Origin of the sequence: Chachezhania sediminis, assembly GCF_009765275.1 — a bacterium.
GTDB lineage: Bacteria > Pseudomonadota > Alphaproteobacteria > Rhodobacterales > Rhodobacteraceae > Chachezhania > Chachezhania sediminis.
Map to the genome: position 1 here is coordinate 39,463 of NZ_VOPH01000016.1, position 17,784 is coordinate 57,246.

12 protein-coding genes and 1 pseudogene are annotated in these 17,784 nt (G+C 67.5%); 12 read left to right on the plus strand and 1 reads right to left on the minus strand.

Annotated elements, in window-relative coordinates:
• Positions 1 to 154: 154 nt before the first annotated feature.
• Positions 155 to 1,591, minus strand: coding sequence for a mannose-1-phosphate guanylyltransferase/mannose-6-phosphate isomerase (locus FQK05_RS24270; protein WP_158971937.1), 1,437 nt, complete (start codon positions 1,589 to 1,591; stop codon positions 155 to 157).
• Between the two features lie 727 nt (positions 1,592 to 2,318).
• Here FQK05_RS24270 and FQK05_RS24275 point away from each other — a divergent pair.
• From FQK05_RS24275 to FQK05_RS24330, 12 genes and pseudogenes are all read left to right on the plus strand, one after another.
• On the plus strand, positions 2,319 to 4,223 hold the full coding sequence (locus tag FQK05_RS24275) for a polysaccharide biosynthesis protein (protein WP_158971939.1): 1,905 nt from the start codon (positions 2,319 to 2,321) through the stop codon (positions 4,221 to 4,223).
• 98 nt (positions 4,224 to 4,321) lie between these two features.
• Complete coding sequence (locus tag FQK05_RS24280; RefSeq protein WP_158971881.1) at positions 4,322 to 5,488, plus strand: nucleotide sugar dehydrogenase; 1,167 nt, start codon at positions 4,322 to 4,324, stop codon at positions 5,486 to 5,488.
• 318 nt (positions 5,489 to 5,806) lie between these two features.
• Positions 5,807 to 6,826 (plus strand): NAD-dependent epimerase/dehydratase family protein, encoded by a 1,020-nt coding sequence (locus FQK05_RS24285; protein WP_158971883.1) that lies wholly within the window; start codon positions 5,807 to 5,809, stop codon positions 6,824 to 6,826.
• A gap of 259 nt (positions 6,827 to 7,085) precedes the next feature.
• Complete coding sequence (locus FQK05_RS24290) at positions 7,086 to 9,383, plus strand: YjbH domain-containing protein (RefSeq protein ID WP_233270665.1); 2,298 nt, start codon at positions 7,086 to 7,088, stop codon at positions 9,381 to 9,383.
• Positions 9,380 to 10,135 (plus strand): YjbF family lipoprotein, encoded by a 756-nt coding sequence (locus FQK05_RS24295; RefSeq protein ID WP_158971885.1) that lies wholly within the window; start codon positions 9,380 to 9,382, stop codon positions 10,133 to 10,135. Before FQK05_RS24290 ends, FQK05_RS24295 begins: the two co-directional genes overlap by 4 nt.
• A 277-nt stretch (positions 10,136 to 10,412) precedes the next feature.
• The gene (locus tag FQK05_RS24300; protein WP_158971887.1) at positions 10,413 to 10,616 is read left to right on the plus strand and encodes a hypothetical protein; all 204 of its coding nucleotides are present in this window, start codon (positions 10,413 to 10,415) and stop codon (positions 10,614 to 10,616) included.
• Positions 10,617 to 10,785: 169 nt separating this feature from the next.
• The gene (locus FQK05_RS24305; protein ID WP_158971889.1) at positions 10,786 to 11,007 is read left to right on the plus strand and encodes a hypothetical protein; all 222 of its coding nucleotides are present in this window, start codon (positions 10,786 to 10,788) and stop codon (positions 11,005 to 11,007) included.
• Positions 11,008 to 11,305: 298 nt separating this feature from the next.
• Positions 11,306 to 11,557: pseudogene (locus FQK05_RS24310) on the plus strand (helix-turn-helix domain-containing protein); the annotation flags it as partial.
• Positions 11,558 to 11,799: 242 nt separating this feature from the next.
• Positions 11,800 to 14,013 carry a hypothetical protein gene (locus FQK05_RS24315; protein WP_158971891.1) on the plus strand — a complete coding sequence of 738 codons (2,214 nt, stop codon included), beginning with the start codon at positions 11,800 to 11,802 and terminating at the stop codon, positions 14,011 to 14,013.
• Between the two features lie 364 nt (positions 14,014 to 14,377).
• Positions 14,378 to 15,706 (plus strand): lipopolysaccharide biosynthesis protein, encoded by a 1,329-nt coding sequence (locus FQK05_RS24320; RefSeq protein WP_158971893.1) that lies wholly within the window; start codon positions 14,378 to 14,380, stop codon positions 15,704 to 15,706.
• Positions 15,707 to 15,824: 118 nt separating this feature from the next.
• Positions 15,825 to 16,754 carry a sulfotransferase family protein gene (locus FQK05_RS24325; RefSeq protein WP_158971895.1) on the plus strand — a complete coding sequence of 310 codons (930 nt, stop codon included), beginning with the start codon at positions 15,825 to 15,827 and terminating at the stop codon, positions 16,752 to 16,754.
• Positions 16,751 to 17,758: a sulfotransferase gene (locus tag FQK05_RS24330; protein WP_158971898.1), complete on the plus strand. Its 1,008-nt coding sequence runs from the start codon at positions 16,751 to 16,753 to the stop codon at positions 17,756 to 17,758. Before FQK05_RS24325 ends, FQK05_RS24330 begins: the two co-directional genes overlap by 4 nt.
• Positions 17,759 to 17,784: the final 26 nt, after the last annotated feature.

The window sequence follows — 17,784 nt, forward strand, 5'->3', positions numbered from 1 at the left end:
CCGCACAACGCCGCAGCCGCGCGCCGCCTCCGGCGGGAGTATTTTTGAAAAGAAGAAGCCGGGAACGTGCCCCGGCTTCTTTGATCTTCAAATACCTCGGGGGGAGCGCCGAAGGCGCGTGGGGGGGCAGAGCCCCCCGCCCCGGGTCCTCCGGTCAACTCCGGGCGTAGACGTCCTCGTACCGCACGATGTCGTCTTCGCCGACATAGGCGCCGGTCTGGACCTCGATCAGGACCATCGGCACCTTGCCGGGGTTTTCCATCCGGTGGACGCAGCCCAGGGGCAGATAGACCGACTGGTTTTCCGTCACCAGCTTGACCTCGTCGTCCACTGTCACCCGCGCGGTGCCTTCCACCACGATCCAGTGCTCGGACCGGTGGAAATGCGATTGCAGCGACAGGGCCGCGCCCGGGTGGACCATGATCCGCTTCACCTGGAAGCGCTTGCCCACGACCAGGCTTTCGAACCAGCCCCAGGGGCGGTGGTCCTTGGGGAAGGTCGTGGCCTGGGCCGCGCCCTTGGCCTTCAGCGCCGCCACCGCCTGTTTCACGTCCTGGGCCCGGTCCATCGAGGCCACCAGCACCGCGTCGTTCATCGCCACGGCCATGATGTTGTCGAGCCCGATGCCCACGACTTCCAGCCGCTCGCTGTCGGACCGCAGGAGCGTGTCCTTGCAGTCGATCGCCGTGGCCTCGCCCGAGGTCACGACGCCGTTCTCGTCCGGGCCCGCCTCGCGCCAGACCGCGTCCCAGCCGCCCAGGTCCGACCAGCCGGCGGTGAAGGGCACGACCGACAGGTTCGGCGCCTTTTCCATCACCGCATAGTCGATCGAGATGTCTTCCGCCGTGGCCCAGGGGCCCGGCGCCAGGCGCAGGAAGCCCAGGTCGGTCTGGGCCTCGGTCACGGCGGCCTCGACCGGGGTCATCAGGGCCGGGGCATGGGCCCTGACCGCGGCGATCAGGTCGGAGGCCCGGAACAGGAAGATGCCCGCGTTCCACATGAAGTTGCCGGCGGCCAGCATGGACTCGGCCGTCTTCATGTCGGGTTTTTCGACGAAGCGAGACAGCTTTACAGCGCCGCCATCGGCGCCCGGTTTCGAGGCCAGTTCAAGGTAGCCATAGGCGGTTTCGGCATGGGTCGGCGCGATGCCGAAGGTCACCAGGTCGCCGGCGGCGACGGCCGGCAGGCCCTTGGCCACCGCGGCGCGGAAGGCGGCCGCATCGGGCACCACGTGATCCGACGGTGCGACCAGCATGATCGCGTCCGGGTCGGTTTCCGCCAGGCGCAGCGCGGCGGCCAGGATCGCGGGCGCGGTGTTGCGGCCTTCGGGTTCGATCAGGATCGCGCCCGGGTCGATGCCCGCGCCCAGCAGCTGTTCGGTGACGATGAAGCGGAAATCGGAATTGGTCAGCACCATCGGCGCGGCAAAGGCGATGTCGCCGGTCGTGCCGCTGAGCCGCCGGGCCGAGGCCTGGAACAGCGTTTCCTTGCCCACCAGTTCGACGAATTGCTTGGGATAGCTTTTCCGGGACAAGGGCCACAGCCGGGTGCCGGAGCCACCGCAGAGAATGACCGGAGTGATTTGCGTCATCGCCATCGCCTCATCCATTAGGAACATACATTGGACCGCTGTTCATCCCCTAGCAGGTTGCCTCTGAAACTCAATTGATGAAACGTCGCGGGGTGTTTCGGGATGTCCCTGTTTCAACTGGAAAGTTTATCTTCCGGCCGATTTCGGAGCGGCTCGGCGAGGCCATTCCGGGACCATTCCGGGGCGGATATCCGGCCTCCGGCTCCGGATGTGCGGCGTCTGGAAAAGTTTGCCGCGGACCCGGGCCCTTTACCGGGCCTTAACCTCTGTCCGGTCAGGTGCGGGGCTGGCAGCGTGACGGGCGCGTGGCCGATGGACAGGAAAGGTGGACAGGAAACCGGCCGGCCCCGCGCCGGTGGTGTCGGCAACTCTTTGCTTGTTTTCGCCGGCTTGTTGCAGGAGGCGGTATGGAAGCAGGGATGTTTGACACAGAACGTGGCTTTCTGGGCCTCCGGGAGGCAGCCGTATTTGACGTGCCTGCGACAATGCTGATACGCGATAAGTGTCCGTAAGAGCGAAATGACGATCCCGGTGCAGCTGCCACGGGTGTCACCGGTCTCCGGATCGCCGGCCCGTTCCGCTGTTCGAATGGGGGTTCGACCTGCCTGCCCTTGTGCAGGCCGGTGGACAGGCCGGACAGGAAAAGGTTCCGGCACGACGTCCGGGGAAGGGCCCGGGGATGGGTCTGCAGAAGGAGCCAGCGATGGTTGCGCAGATGGGACAGGCGATGCTGAACCTGATCAGCGGGCTGTCGCGCCGGCAGAAGGGTTACGTGTTCCTGGCCCTAGACCTGGTCCTGATCCCGCTTGCCCTGCTGTTCACCTTCGCCGTCCAGGCGCTGCCCGCGCCCGCGCTGACGACGCTGTGGCATACCTGGCCGGTCCTGCCCTACCTGATGTTGTCGGCAACTGGCCTGTCGATGTGGCTGGGCCTGCCGATGATCCAGCTGAACGCCTATGAACGCCATGCCGTGGGTCTGACCGCGATCTATGCCCTGGCCGTGGCCGGATCGCTGGCGGTCCTGTCGGGCATCGCCCAGCTGGGCCTGCCGCCCGGTACCCATGTCGTCTTCGGCATTTCCTATTTCCTGGCCATCGTCGCGGCGCGCGCGGTGATGCTCTATCTCACCATCGCCGTCTACCAGAGCGCGGGGCCCCGCTGCCGGGTGCTGATCTATGGCGCCGGCGCCACCGGCGCGCAGCTGGCCCAGGCCCTGAAAAGCCACGAGGCGATCGACCCGGTGGCCTTCGTCGACGACAACTCCTCGCTCCAGGGGATGATGCTGGCCGGCCTGCCGGTGCTGGCGCCGGCCAAGATCGCCGAGATCGTGAAGGCCCGTGCCATCAACCGGGTGCTGCTGGCCATGCCGTCCGTCAGCCCGCCGAAACAGGCCCAGATCGCGCGGCGCGTCCAGAAGATGGGGCTGGAGGTGCAGACCCTGCCGTCCTTCGCGCAGCTGATCGGGGAAGAGGCGCTGGTCGACAAGCTGGCCCCGGTGGCGCCGCAGACCTTCCTGGGCCGCGCCTCGCGCGCGGGGGAACTGGGACGCGCGGCGTTCAGCTATGCCGGACGCTCGGTCCTGGTCTCGGGGGCGGGCGGGTCGATCGGGTCGGAGCTCTGCCGCCAGGTGCTGACCTGCCAGCCGCGCAAGCTGGTGCTTTACGAGCTGTCGGAACTGGCGCTTTACACCGTTCACCAGGAACTTCTCAGCCTGACCGAGGAGACCGGCATCGAGGTGGTGCCGGTGCTGGGGTCCATCACCGATCCGCGCCAGGTGCGCGGGGTCCTGGCCGAGCACGAGGTCCAGGTGGTGCTGCATGCCGCGGCCTACAAGCATGTCCCCCTGGTCGAGGCGAACCCGCTGCCGGGGCTGGCCAACAACGTCTTCGGCACGCAGACCCTGGCGGTCGCGGCGGCGCAGGCGGGGGTGGAACGGTTCATCCTGATCTCGTCCGACAAGGCGGTGCGCCCCACCAACGTGATGGGCGCCTCGAAACGGCTGGCGGAACTGGTGGTGCAGGACCTGGCCACCCGCACCGGTCGGCGCAGCGCCCGCCAGGGGCGGGTCTCGCCCACGATCTTCGCCATGGTCCGCTTCGGCAACGTGCTGGGTTCGTCGGGATCGGTCATCCCGCTGTTCCAGGACCAGATCAGCCGCGGCGGCCCGGTCACCGTGACCGATCCCAACGTGCGCCGCTTCTTCATGACCACGCGCGAGGCGGTGCAGCTGGTGCTGAAGGCCGGGTCCGAGGCCCGCGGCGGCGAGATCTTCGTCCTCGACATGGGGGAACCCGTGTCGATCCTGCACCTGGCCCGCCAGGTGATCGAAAGCGCGGGCTATACCGTCCGGGACGAGATCCATCCCGAGGGCGACATCGAGATCGCGATCACCGGCCTGCGCCCGGGCGAGAAGATGGAAGAGGAACTGACGCTGACCGACGACCTGATCGGCACGCGCTACTCCAAGATCTTCTGCGCCCACGAGGACTACCTGTCGGAAATCGAGGTCGCGGCGATGCTGCGGTCCCTGCGTCAGGCGCTGGCGGCAGGCGATGCGGCGGCGGCCCGGGGCGTGATCCTGCGCTGGGTCGAGGGCTATGCGCCGCTGGTCGCCGAACAGAAAAGCTCCTGAACCGGCCCTCGGCCTTTCTCTGGCATCCGCGTCCATGTCCCGGTAAGGGAGACCACCCGCGCATCCGCGCGATCCAGGTTTCGTAAAGAGGTGAAGGCATGAAGATTGCCGTTGCCGGGCTCGGCTATGTCGGGCTGTCCAATGCCGTGCTGCTGGCCCAGGCCCACGAGGTCGTGGCCGTCGACATCTCCGAAACCCGCGTGCAGGCGGTCAATGGCCGGCAATGCCCGATCGTCGACCCCGAGCTCGAGGATTACCTGGCCCACCGGCCGCTGCAGCTGTCGGCCACCACCGATGCGGCCGCCGCCTATGCGGACGCGGATTTCGTCATCGTGGCGACGCCCACGAACTACGACCCGAAATCCAACCATTTCGACACGTCCAGCGTGGAAGCCGTGGTCGACCAGGTGATCGCGGTCAACCCGCGCGCCACCATCGTGATCAAGTCGACGATCCCGGTGGGCTATGTCCAGGAGCTGCGCCGCGAGAGGGAGACCGACCAGGTGATCTTCTCGCCGGAGTTCCTGCGCGAGGGCAAGGCGCTCTACGACAACCTGCATCCCAGCCGGATCATCGTCGGCGAACGGTCGGAGCGGGCGCGCGTCTTCGCCGACCTGCTGCTGGAAGGCGCGGTGGAAAAGGATGTCCAGATCCTGTTCACCGACCCGGCCGAGGCCGAGGCGATCAAGCTCTTCGCCAATACCTACCTGGCGATGCGGGTGGCCTTCTTCAACGAGCTCGACAGCTATGCCATGGCGGCGGGGATGGATTCGCGCCAGATCGTCGAGGGCGTGTGCCTCGATCCGCGGATCGGCGCGCATTACAACAACCCCTCGTTCGGCTACGGCGGCTACTGCCTGCCCAAGGACACCAAGCAGCTCCTGGCGAACTACAACCACGTGCCGCAGAACCTGATCCGCGCCATCGTGGACGCGAACCGGACGCGGAAGGATTTCCTGTCGGACCAGATCCTGATGCGGGGGCCGAAGGTCGTGGGGATCTACCGGCTGGTGATGAAGGCGGGGTCGGACAATTTCCGGCAAAGCTCGATCCAGGGCATCATGAAACGGCTGAAGGCCAAGGGGATCGAGGTGATCGTCTACGAGCCGGTGCTGGACGAGGATCACTTTTTCCATTCCCGGGTGATCCGCGACCTGGACGCCTTCAAGGCCGAGGCCGACATCATCGTCGCGAACCGGATGACCGACGACATCCGCGACGTGAAGGCCAAGGTCTTCACTCGCGACCTGTTCGGCGCCGACTGAGGGGCAGACCGGGGCCGGCGGCGGGGTTTGCCCGCCGTGGGCGGGTTGCGACCGGGGCAGGGGGGCGCTGCCCCCCGACCGCGCGTGCCGCGCGGCCTCCCCCCGGAGTACTTGGAAAAAGGAGAAGGGAAGGGCGCGCGCCTGTCTTCTTCTTTTTCCAAATACTCCCGCCGGAGGCGGTCCGTCCGCGGTACAGGTCCAATGCCGGAAAAGACGGGTGCGGGGGGACGGATCCCGCGGTAGGGTGCGTGGTCTCCACGCACCGTCCGCACATCGGCGCCGGTTGCCGCGGATCGGGAGCGACAGAAAGGGCCTTTCATGAGTGAAACGCGCACCGCGCTGGTGACCGGGTCTTCGGGCTTCATCGGCTTCCATCTCTGCCGGCGGCTGCTGGCGGACGGGTTCCGGGTGGTCGGGATCGATTCCCTGAACGACTATTACGACGTGGCCCTGAAGGAGCGCCGCCAGGCGATGCTCTTGCAGAACCCGGCCTTCAAGGTCGTCAACGACTGCATCGAAAGCCCCGGCCTGATGATGTCGCTCTTCGAGGAGGAGCATCCGGATATCGTCGTCCACCTCGCCGCGCAGGCAGGCGTGCGCTATTCGATCGACAATCCGCGGGCCTACCTGGAAGCGAACCTGGTCGGCACCTTCGAGATCCTGGAGGCCGCGCGGGCGCATCCGCCGCAGCACATGCTGCTGGCCTCGACCTCGTCGGCCTATGGCGCCAATACCGACATGCCCTATCGCGAGGTGGTGAAGGCGGACCACCAGATGTCCTTCTATGCCGCGACCAAGAAGGCCACGGAATCGATGGCACATTCCTATGCGCACCTGTTCGACCTGCCGGTGACCATGTTCCGCTTCTTCACCGTCTACGGGCCCTGGGGGCGGCCGGACATGGCGCTGTTCAAGTTCACCAAGGCGATCCTGGAAGACAAGCCGATCGACGTCTTCAACCATGGCGACATGAAGCGGGACTTCACCTATGTCGACGACCTGGTCGAGGCGATCCGGCTCTTGATCGATGCGGCCCCGGTCCGGCCCGCGGACGGCGTGGTGGAAGAAGGCGACAGCCTGTCGCCGGTGGCGCCCTGGCGGGTGGTCAACATCGGCAACTCGGATTCGGTGCAGCTGGTCGATTTCATCGCCGCCATCGAGGCCGCGACGGGCAGGACCGCCACGCGCAACCTGATGCCGATGCAGGCCGGGGACGTGCCCGCGACCTGGGCCGACGCGGCGCTCTTGATGAAGCTGACAGGCTATACCCCGAAGACCAGGGTGCCCGAGGGCGTGGCCCGTTTCGTGGAATGGTACCGGGACTATTACGGGGTCTGAGGGGTGGCCAGGCCGCTGGCCGGGGACGGCGGTGTCAATCCCGTCCTGCCGGTGCGGCTGGCGTAGGGTGGGGCTTACCCCCGTCGCTCCGTCCGCTTTCCGCGTGCGGCCCGCCGATGCGCCCCCGGTCCGGCCTGTGCCTGCAATGTCGCGGTCCGGCCCTGCTGCGGGCGGGACCGCCGGCGGATATTGATCCCGGGTGCTCCGGCGTGGTCTAACCGGGACCAATTTGATGCCGAGCAGAGATTAAAGACCTGGAATGACACGGGCCCGGTTCTCCGTCCTTCTCCGACCCGTGCGTGACCGCGCGGCACCGCTGCCGGGCGCCATGGCGCCCGCCGGTCCGGCACGCCTGCGGGCCGTCGCCCTGGCCACCGGCCTTGCCGCCATCACGACGGTCACCGCAACGGGCGCCGCCGCGCAGGAGGCGACCGTGCCCCCGGGGGGCGCCGCATCCGACTGGGTCGATCCCACCTTCACGCCGCTGCCGGCGCCCAGCCTGAACTTCTATGGCATGACCGGCCTTATGGACATGCCCGGGGCCGAGATGATGCCGGATGGGCAGGGGGCGCTGACCCTGGCCTATTTCGGCGGGACCGGCCGGCTGACCGGCACCTTCCAGGTGTTCCCCTGGATGATGGCCAGCTTCCGCTATACCGGGTTCCAGAGCTTCGACCGCTATGGCTATGACACCTATTACGACCGGTCCTTCGACGTCCGCTTCCGGCTTCTGAAGGAAAGCCGTTACGTCCCGGCCCTGACCCTGGGCCTGCAGGACTTTGCCGGCACCGGTGTCTATTCCGGCGAATACATCGTCGCCACCAAGGGCTTCGAGGTTCCCGCCCTGGGCCAGTCGCGGACGCCGGGCAAGATCAAGGTCACCGCCGGCCTGGGCTGGGGGCGGCTGGGATCCTCGGGCTCGATCGGGTCGATCGGCGAACGGCCGGCCTTCGGCGACGACGGCCCGGACCTGGGCGGCAAGCCCGCCACCAACACCTGGTTCCGCGGGGACTATGCCCCCTTTGCCGGAGTCGAATGGCTGGTCAACGACCGCTTCGGGGTAAAGGCGGAATATTCCTCGGATGCCTACACGCTGGAGACCGAGGCACCGTCGAACATGTTCGTACGCCGCTCGTCCCTGAACTTCGGCGTCGAATACCAGGCCACCGAACGCACCCGCCTGGGCGCCTATTACATGTACGGAGACACGTTCGGGCTGTCGGCGCAGATCCAGTTCAACCCGAAATACCCGCTGACCAAGGAAGAGATCCCGGCCCCGCAGCCGATCACGCCGCGGCCGTCGCGCAGCGCCGCGCCCGAGGCCTGGTCGACTGCCTGGTCCGGCAGCGTCGAGACCCGCGAGCAGATCCGCACCGGGATCCAGAAACCGCTGGAAGCCAACGGGCTGATCCTGGAAGACCTGACCCTGACCGGCACCACCGCCACCCTGCGCTTCCGCGACATCCGCTGGGACCCGCGGGCCAATGCCGTGGGCCGCGCCGCGCGGGTGCTGGCCCTGACGCTGCCCGCCTCGGTCGAGACCTTCGTGCTGATCCCGGTCTGGAACGGCATGGGCCTGTCGGCGGTCACCATCCGCCGGTCCGACCTGGAAGCGCTGGAATTCGCGCCCGAGGCCGTGGCCGGCCTGCGCGCCGTCACCGGCATCGGCGAGGCACCTGCGAAACCGGGCGCGGACGCGATGCAGGTGGTCGGGCTCTACCCGGATTTCTCGTGGGGGCTGGGGCCCTATCTCGACCCGGGCTATTTCGACCCGGACCTGCCCTTCCGGATCGACTTCGGCGTGCAGCTGGTGGGCGCCTTCCAGCCGGCGCCGGGCTGGCTGACCGCGGGCACCCTGCGCTACAAGCTGGCCGGTAACCTGGACGACGGGCAGGCCTCGAATTCGGTCCTGCCGCATGTCCGGACCGACCAGTCGTTCTATGCCGAATACCGCTTCACCATGAACAACCTCTATGCCGCGCGCTACTGGCGGCCGGGGCGCAACCTTTATGCACGCGTCACCCTGGGCTACCTGGAAGAGATGTACGGCGGCATTTCCGGCGAACTCCTGTGGGCGCCGGTCGACAGTCCGCTGGCGCTCGGACTCGAGGTGAACTCGGTCCAGCAACGCGACTTCGACCAGTGGTTCGGCTTCCGGGACTATGGCGTCGCCACCAGCCATGCCACCGCCTATCTGGACATGGGCGGCGGCTATCTGGCCCAGGTCAGCGCCGGGCGCTACCTGGCCGGCGACGTCGGCGCCACCTTCAGCCTGGAACGCACCTTCGCCAACGGCTGGCGGGTCGGCGGCTTCTTCACGCTGACCAATGTCTCGGCCGACGATTTCGGCGAAGGGTCCTTCGACAAGGGGATCACCTTCAACATCCCGGTCAGCTGGTTCCTGGGCAAGCCGAGCACGGCCGGGCTGGGCACCACGATCCGGCCGATCCAGCGCGACGGCGGCCAGATGGTCAACGTGCCAGGCCGGCTTTACGGCCAGGTGCGCAAGGCCCATGGCCAGGCGCTGGACAATGCCTGGGAAAGGGTCTGGCAATGAGCGCGCATCCAATTCCGCGCCGCGGGGTGTCGGGCCTGATGCGGGCCCTGGTGCCGGCGCTTGGCCTGTCGCTGGTGCTGGCGGCCTGCGGCAACCGGATGGACAAGCCGTCCGAGGCACCGGACGCCTATACCCAGCTTCTGGTGACCGGGCAGGAGATCGCCGCCCGGATCAAGCGCGACCGCAGCGCGCCGTCCAAGCCCGGCCGGGCGCTGATCGACGAACAGAAGGTCCCCGTGATCGAGGTGATGATCGAGAACCGCGACCAGACCGGCCATGCCTTCAAGGGCTTCACCCGCACCGACGATTACGGCGGCCGGGTCGCGGTCTGGCGCACGCCCGACAACATCGCGCTGAACTTCCGCAACGGGATGCTGATCGGCACCCGCGGCATGGGCTGGGACATGGTGTCCGCCGGGGTCGAGCTGCGTAATCCCGGGCCCGGTCCCGCCGGCGGACCGCGCACCTACGTCTTCCGGGCGCTCGATAACAAGGCGATCGAGGTCTCGATGGCCTGCGAGGTCGCGGACATGGGGCCCGTCCAGCTGCAGATCGACGACCTGTCCCATGCCACGCGCCACCTGCGGGAAAACTGCCGCGGTGCGCAGGGCACCGTGGTCAACGATTACTGGATCGCGGCGCGGCCCGGATCGAAACAGGCCGCCACCGAAGGCGGGGTGATCTGGCAGTCCCGGCAATGGGCCGGCGGCAATATCGGCTATCTGAAAATCCGGCGGATCAGCCGCGACTGATCCTGCGGGGCGCGACCGGGCCCCGATCTTATTTCGGCGGTTTTTATGGGTTTCTGATCGGGGCCTGATTGGGTTTGGACCCGATATCGGCCGTTTTTGCCAGCTTTCCGGCAGTCCGGAGGCGCCGGCCCCCGTCGGGGGCATTCGGGGACCTTGTGACTCTTCTGCCCCAGTTCTGCCCTGCATTGTCGCAGCCCCGGACACTTCAGTTGCAATCCGCGCCGCCCACCCTACCATATGGAATAATAGTCCATTCGAATCACAGGATATTTGCCCCATGAAGCCGACTGTTCTCGCGCTTACCCTTGCTGCAGCCGCGTCCCTGGGCCTGGCTTCCGCTGCATCCGCCCAAGACCAAGCCTTCGGCGGTCTCGGCGTCGGTGCCGGCGTTGGTGCCGCAATGACCGCCCTGGTGGTGGTTGTCGCCGTCGCCGACAGCGACGACAACAACTCGACCACCACGACCACCACCACCAACTGAGGTCGGACGGCCCGCGCCTCTGCCCCGTCCGGGCAGGGCACTGCGGGCACGGTCGAAAGATTTACGGAACGGCGCTGGTCTCCGGCGCCGTTTTGCCGTGCGTAATTGAATTGAAAGACCTTGCCGACTATAGCTTTGGCAAGACAGTCTTTCACGAGGGATTTCCGGCATGAAATCGGCAACCAAAGCTCTGGCCCTGGCCACCATCACCGCACTGGGCCTGACACTGGGCCTGGCCTCGGTCGCCTCGGCGCAGCAACGCGGGGGCTTCAGCGGCCTGGGCGCTGGCGCGACCGCGGCCGCTGCAGGCGCATTCGCCGTGGTCCTGATCGCCGTGACCGACGATGATGGCAGCGTCGTCGGGACCAGCACCACCACCACCGCCAACTGAGCTGCCGCGGTCCCGGGGGACCGCCCGCACGCGTCGGCAATGCAACGCGACGGGGCCGGCCTTCGGGCGCGGCCCTTTCCATTGGCGCATCCGTCTGCCCGTGCCTGCGCCATGTCGCTTTCCCCCGTCACTTCCCCTCCATCGCGTTCCCTGTGCCCGTCGTCACTCCCCTTTGCCGTCCAGTTTTTGCATAACCCCCACTACAGGACGCCGCGCTGTAAGCGCCAAGTTAGAATGTCCCACATGAGCAAAGCTGAAGTGTCACACTCTCCTGATTGGGCAGGATTGGAGTGCGGCCGTGGGATTGGTGGTCATGAGCGAGCGCGAGCTGAACCGGATCGAAGTCCTGAGTGATGTGGCGCAAGGCCGGATGTCTGCGGTGGCGGCAGCCTCGGTCCTGGGCCCGAGCCGAAGGCAGGTTCACCGGCTTCTGAAGACGTTCCAGGCCGATGGTCCGGCGGCGATCCGGCACAAGGCCCGCGGACGTCCGTCCAACAACCGGATCGATCCTGCGGTGCGTGAGTTTGCGCTGACGCTGATACGCGCCCGCATCCTGAGCCGACCGGGGGGCATTTGCGCCTGCCCCTGGCGCGGCCCGGCACCCGCCGTTGCACTGCGCCACGTTCCCCCGGACGGGCCCAACGTACGGTGCCTTCAAGAGATCAAAAGCAATTCTTCCTACTTTTCCGCCTGCACGGATCCGTAGCAGGTCGCGACCCTGGCGACGGGCTGATCGGGGCGTGACCGCGATCCGCGCCTTTCGGGTTTTGAAACAGATACGGGAAACATCTCATGGCCGTCACCATCCCCACGTTGCCCATGAGCGGCGTGCAGCTGAAGAACACGCTCGACGGGCTTCGCCAGACACAGGTTTTCAACCTGGCCTCCAAGACGGCTGTCATCGCCAATCCCGACCTGCAGCCGGGCGATCTCTGCCAGACCCCGGAAAGCCGGTTCGTGATCACGACCCCGGGCAGCATGGCCGTGAACGGCACCACCGTCACGGCCATGGGGTCGGGGATCGGGCTCGCGGTGCTGGGCCCGACCTCGCCGCTGGCAAGCGTTGCGGCACTTCTGGCAGACACCCGCCCCCAGAGCTGGTTCACCACCGGCGACTGCATCCGCGTGCCCGATGTCTGCAACTATACCGTCGTCGACCCGGCCGGGACCGATTACGAACTGCTGACGGCCGGAGGCGTGAAGCTGCGTGCCGATTGCGCGTCCAGCCGGTGCCTGTCGGCCCTGGCGCTGGGATGCGACGTGGTGTCGTCGGCGGTGGCCGCGCAATCGGCCGAGGATGCGACGGCAAAGATCCAGTCCGCGCTCGACCGGGGCTACGATGTCTCCATCGGCGGCTGGGTCAACATCGCCGGACGGCTTGTCGTCGACAGCGCCCGCCTGGTCGGCAGCGGACGCCGCCTGTCGGGCCTCTGGGCCTCGACCCCCGAAGCCGGCGTGACGCTGCTGGGCATCGGCGGCGACCTGCGCAGCCTGTCGATCCTGTCGGATTACACGGCAACCCACCTGCTGGTGATCGGCGACGGGATCCAGGGGTCGACCAATGACTGCACCGTGGACGACATCACGGTCAGCGGCGCCCGCGACCGCTGCCTGCTGGTGCGCGAATACGCCAATGGCGAGGCCCGCTTTTCCAAGTTCCGCCTGACCGGCGGGCGCACGGGCACGACCAGCATCGAGGATCCGAACCGGCACACGGCCGAGGTGCGCTGCATCTTCAAGATGATCGGGTGCGACGTCTCCGGGGGGACCGGCTGGTCGCTGCTGCTGAGCGGCGAGGAAACCTGGGAGGAAGCCCGGCTGTTCTTCGTCGGCGGGCGCATCCAGTCCAGCGCCGCCGGGCTGGTCAAGGTGGTCGGCTACAATCACAACCACATCACGACCGCGATCTTCGACAACGTCTATTTCGAGAACCCCGGCATCACCGGCAATCCCGGCGTGAACAATCCCAATGCCGGCGCCGCGATCGTGGCCCAGGGGCCGGGGGCCTTCGTCAACATCCGCAGCTACCAGAAGGCCAGCTGCCGCAAGGCCCCGTATTTCCTGGGGGCCTATGACGGCGCGCGGCTGCGGGCGCCGCTGGGCGGACCGGTGCATTTCCAGGCCCTGGGCGGCGCCGCACCGGGCCGGCTGTTCCAGGCCGCCACCTGGACGCCGCTGACCTTCGCAAGCGGCATCGACGTGTGCGATCCCGGGATCCTCGTCAACAACGGCGGCACCGTCTATGCGCCCAGGCCGGACCTGGTGCCCTTCACGACCACTGCCACCTTCGATGCCGCCCAGTGGACCGCGACCGGAGAGCGGGAGCCGGGCGCGCTGGTCATGGAAGGGATGCCGCCCATCCGGTCCTCCGACAGCGAGGAGTTCTCGCTGACCGACTGGACCGAGCTGGGCCTTGGCACACCTCGGATCAACCGGATGTCCTTCGACTTCCGCGACAAGCAGCTGGTGACCACGCTGCTCGACGGGACCAGCACGGCGCCGATCCTGTCGGCCAATCCGTCGGTGGCCAACGGCACGGTCCTGGGCACCACCACTGCGGCGGGCGAATTCCTGTCGAAGGGCAGCGCGGTGACCATGGCCCCCTCGGCCAATACGACCCCGGCCAGCTACCGGATCCAGTTCACCGTGACGCCGGACCTGGTGGGCCAGATCATGATGATCACCGCGGCCTGGGCCTATCGCCAGGTCGGCGCGACCTTCGGCAGCGCCGGATCGGTCCGGGCGCGGCTGAAGGTCGAGGACGGAACCGCCTCGGCCTTCCCGTCCAACGGCCAGAGCCCCTATGTCGACGTGGTCCATTCCGGCGGGGACGGGACAGTGACCCCCTGGTACAAGGGGGGACATGTGTTCCGCCCCTCCGGGACCGGCACGCTGACCTTCCTGCACACCTGGGACACGAACACCGTATCCCGCGACGACGTCTGCCTGATCGACAACGTCAAGCTCTGGGTCATCCAGTCCTTCGACAGTGGCAGTTGGGTCTGATCCCGCGGTCCGACCGAACCCCGATCCAACCCCGGTCCAATTTCGGCCCGCCCCCGACGGGCCGAGCACGACGGTATGACCTCGCCCGCGACGGCCTCCCGGCCCTGCCCTTCACGGCCTGCCCGTTTCCGCGGCTCCGGCCCCGTTCCGGCCGGCGCAACCCTTCGGGTTGCGCCGGTTCCTGCCTATTCTCCAGCGGAATCCCTCCCCCGGGGGCCCTTGCCCTTGCTGCAATGCCGCAGAGCAGCAATTCAAGTTGCCAAGCTGCAAATCGGCGCTTTAAGCTGGCCGTGTTCGCACGAATATCGGGCAACATTGACCTCCCGGGCGGCCCGGTCGCCGCAGAAAGACGATGGCAGAGAGCATGTCACAAAGTGTAGGCCAGTCTCTCACGAAGAAGCTTGCCCGTGGCGGAGCCAGCAGTCTTTTCGTCAAGATCGCCTCGGCCGGCCTGTCCTTCTTCATGTTCATCGTCATTGCCCGGGGCATGACGGCGGACGGCTTCGCCCTGTTCGGTTTCGGCTTCTCGGCCGCCACGCTGATGGTGCTGGGCGGCAGCATGGGCCAGCGGGTCGGCGCGCTGCGCTTCATCCCCGTGCACATGGAACGCGGCGACATCCCGGGCATGCGCGGCTTCACCCGCCGGGGCTATCTGCTGGTCCTGGGGGGCTGCGCGATCCTGTCGCTGCTGTTCGTTCTGGCCAGCGAGGTCTCCGACCGGCTGACCGGGGGCTTCTATCCCTGGACCGTCGCCTTCTTCACCGTGTCGCTGGGGCTGGCCGAATACCAGTCCCACGTGCTGCGCGCCCATGGCTCGATCGTGCTGGCCCTGGCCCCGCGCGAGGTGATCTGGCGCGCCGCGGTCGTCGCGCTGTTCGCCATTCCCGCCATCGGCCTGTCCGGCCCGATCCCGGTGACCTGGGGCTTCCTGGTGATCTCGCTCATGCTGCTGGCGCTGACCATCGTCCAGGCCGGCCTCTATGCCGAGACCCGGCCGCAGGCGCTGCTGCGCTCGCCCGTCAGCTACGAGTCCCGCACCGAATGGGACCGGTCGGCCTGGGTGTTCTGGAGCAGCAGCGTGCTGTCCGCCGCAACCCCGAACGTGGCGATGCTGATCGTCGGGGTGCTGCTGTCCGCCGAGGACAGCGGCGCCTTCTTCGCCGCCCTGCGCCTGGCCATGGTCGTGAACCTGTTCATGGTGGCGGCCAACATGCTGGCCATGCCGATGATGTCGGCCGCCCACGAACGGGGCGACATGGACGGCATCCGCGACATCAACCGTTTCGTGGTGCTGTTCACCGGCATTCCGGGGGCCCTGTTCTTCCTGCTCTTCCTCCTCGAGGGGGGCTGGACGCTGGCACTCTTCAACAAGGAATTCAGCTTCGCGCACTGGGCGCTGGTGCTGGTGGCCGGCGGCTATCTTGTCCGGGTCCTCAGCGGCCCGGCCCCGGCGATGCTGCAGATGATGGGCCAGGAGCGGCGCTACATGAAGATGCTGCTGTGGGCCATCGGCGTGCTGCTGGCCTCGCTGGTGCCGCTGGTCTGGGCCTTCGGCATCCACGGCGCGGCCGTGGCGGCCGGGCTCGAACAGGTGGCGACGGGGGTCTTCGGCGTCTGGATGTGCCGCCGCAGCCTGAAGATCGACCCCAGCGTCATGTGTCTTGTGAACAAGGGTCGCGTGGCGGCCGGATGACCATCGCAGGGCGCAGGGACCTGCCGTCAGGTCGCTGCGCCCGTAACGAAACGACGCCCGGAAAGGGTGTGCCCCGCGACCTGCGCGGCAATTGCGAGCAACGGGAGTACCAGCCCATATGACGACGCGGAAACCCAACGTCTTCCTGCTGGGCGCGCCGAAGTGCGGCACCACCAACCTGGTCCGTGCGCTGGAGCAGCACTCCAAGGTCTTCCTGCCCTACCCGAAGGAAACCGGTTTCTGGGCCACCGACCTGGTCCGCGACAAGGGGGTTTCCAACATCCAGACGCTGGAGGACTACCTGGCCCTCTTCGCGGTGGCCCCGGCCGGGAAGACCCACCTGATCGACGGCTCGGTGGTGCATCTCTACTCGGAAGCGGCGGTGCCCAACATCCTGGAGTTCAATCCCGACGCGCGGTTCATCATCATGCTGCGCAACCCGGTCGAACAGGTCCAGTCCTGGCACCAGGAACAGGTCTTCAACCTCAACGAGGACGAGCGCGATTTCTGGGCCGCCTGGAGCCTGCAGGAGCAGCGGGAGAAGGGCGAGCGGCTGCCGGCCACGGTGGGCGAGCCGGGCCGGATCATCTATGGCAAGTACTGTAGCCTGGGCGACCAGCTGGAACGCGCCATGGCCCATATCCCCGAAGGCCGGCTGCTGGTCGGCTTCATCGACGACATCCGCGCCGATGCGCCCGGGTTCTACAGGTCGGTCAGCGACTTCCTGGGGCTGGAGGACGAGGATCTCTCCGACATCGGCGTGGTCAAGGCCTCGCACCAGCACCGTTTCCAGGGGCTGGCCCGGTTCTACCAGTCGCCGCCGCCGGCGATCGCGCCCGCGGTGCGCGGGCTCAAGAAATGGCTGCGCACCGGCAACGGGGGAACCCTGAAGGCGGTCAAGGGGATGCTGACCAAGGACCTGAAACGGGCCCGGCTCTCCCCCGAGCAGCTGGCCGAACTGCACCGGGTCTTCGACCCGCAGACCGACAAGATCGAGCGCCTGACCGGCCGCGACCTGTCGCACTGGAAAGCCGGAGTAGCCGCATGAGGATCACCTTCCTGATCTACTGTGCCCGGTCGGGGTCGACCTTCCTAGCCAACCGCATCGCCGAGAACCGTTCGAACGTGGTGGTGATCCCGGAATTCCGCCTGCCGCTGCTGCTGTTCTGGCGCAGCGAGGACGAGATCCGCGGGCTGGATGCCGACGGGCTGACCGCGCTGTTCCGGCGCGACATGCAGATGGACAATCTGGGCCTGGACGAGACGCGGCTGGCCGCGCTGGCCACCGCCCTGGCCGGCCAGGGCCGGCGCGAGATCCTGCTGGCCTTCCTGGACGCCTACCGCGAGACGCACGGCCTGTCGGGGCAGCATTTCCTGGTCAAGAACGCCGAGGTCGTGTTCGAGGAAGAGGCCGTGCGCGCCGTCGTGCCCGAGGCCGACTTCCTGGAGATCCTGCGCGATCCGCGCGGGGTCGTGAACTCGATGATGAACACCCGCACCGTCTATTCCTATGGCGGGCCGATGGCCGGGGGCGACCCGCTGCGCGCCGCCGCCGCCTGGCTGAAGCACCGCAGGGCCAGCGCGGCCCTGTCGATGCCGCTGACCGTGATCCGCTACGAGGACCTGATGAGCGATCCGGAGTCGATGGACGCCACGCTGGACGCGCTGTTCGGCCCAGCCGGTGAAACGGCCACCGCGACCCCGTCCGGCAAGGTCGTGTCGGCAAAGGAACAGTCGCTGCACAAGCTGGTCGGCAAGGCCGCCGACAAGGGCCGCAACGAGGCCTGGAAGGACGCGATCCCGGCCCGGACCGGCATGGCGCTGGAGGCGGTGCTGGGCGCCACCATGACCGAGGCCGGCTATGTGCCCCATTTCACCGCCGGCGCGACCGAGGCCGACATCGGCGCCGCCCTGTCCCGCCAGCGCCTGGTCGGCCGCGCGATCCGCGTCCGCCACCTGGCCCGCACCGGAATGCACTGGGCCCGCGAGGCCATGCATGCCCCGGGCGAGGTCCTTTTCCGGATCGAGAACGCCCGCCGCGCGCGCCGCTGAGGCGCCGGCACGAGGACCCTGCACGA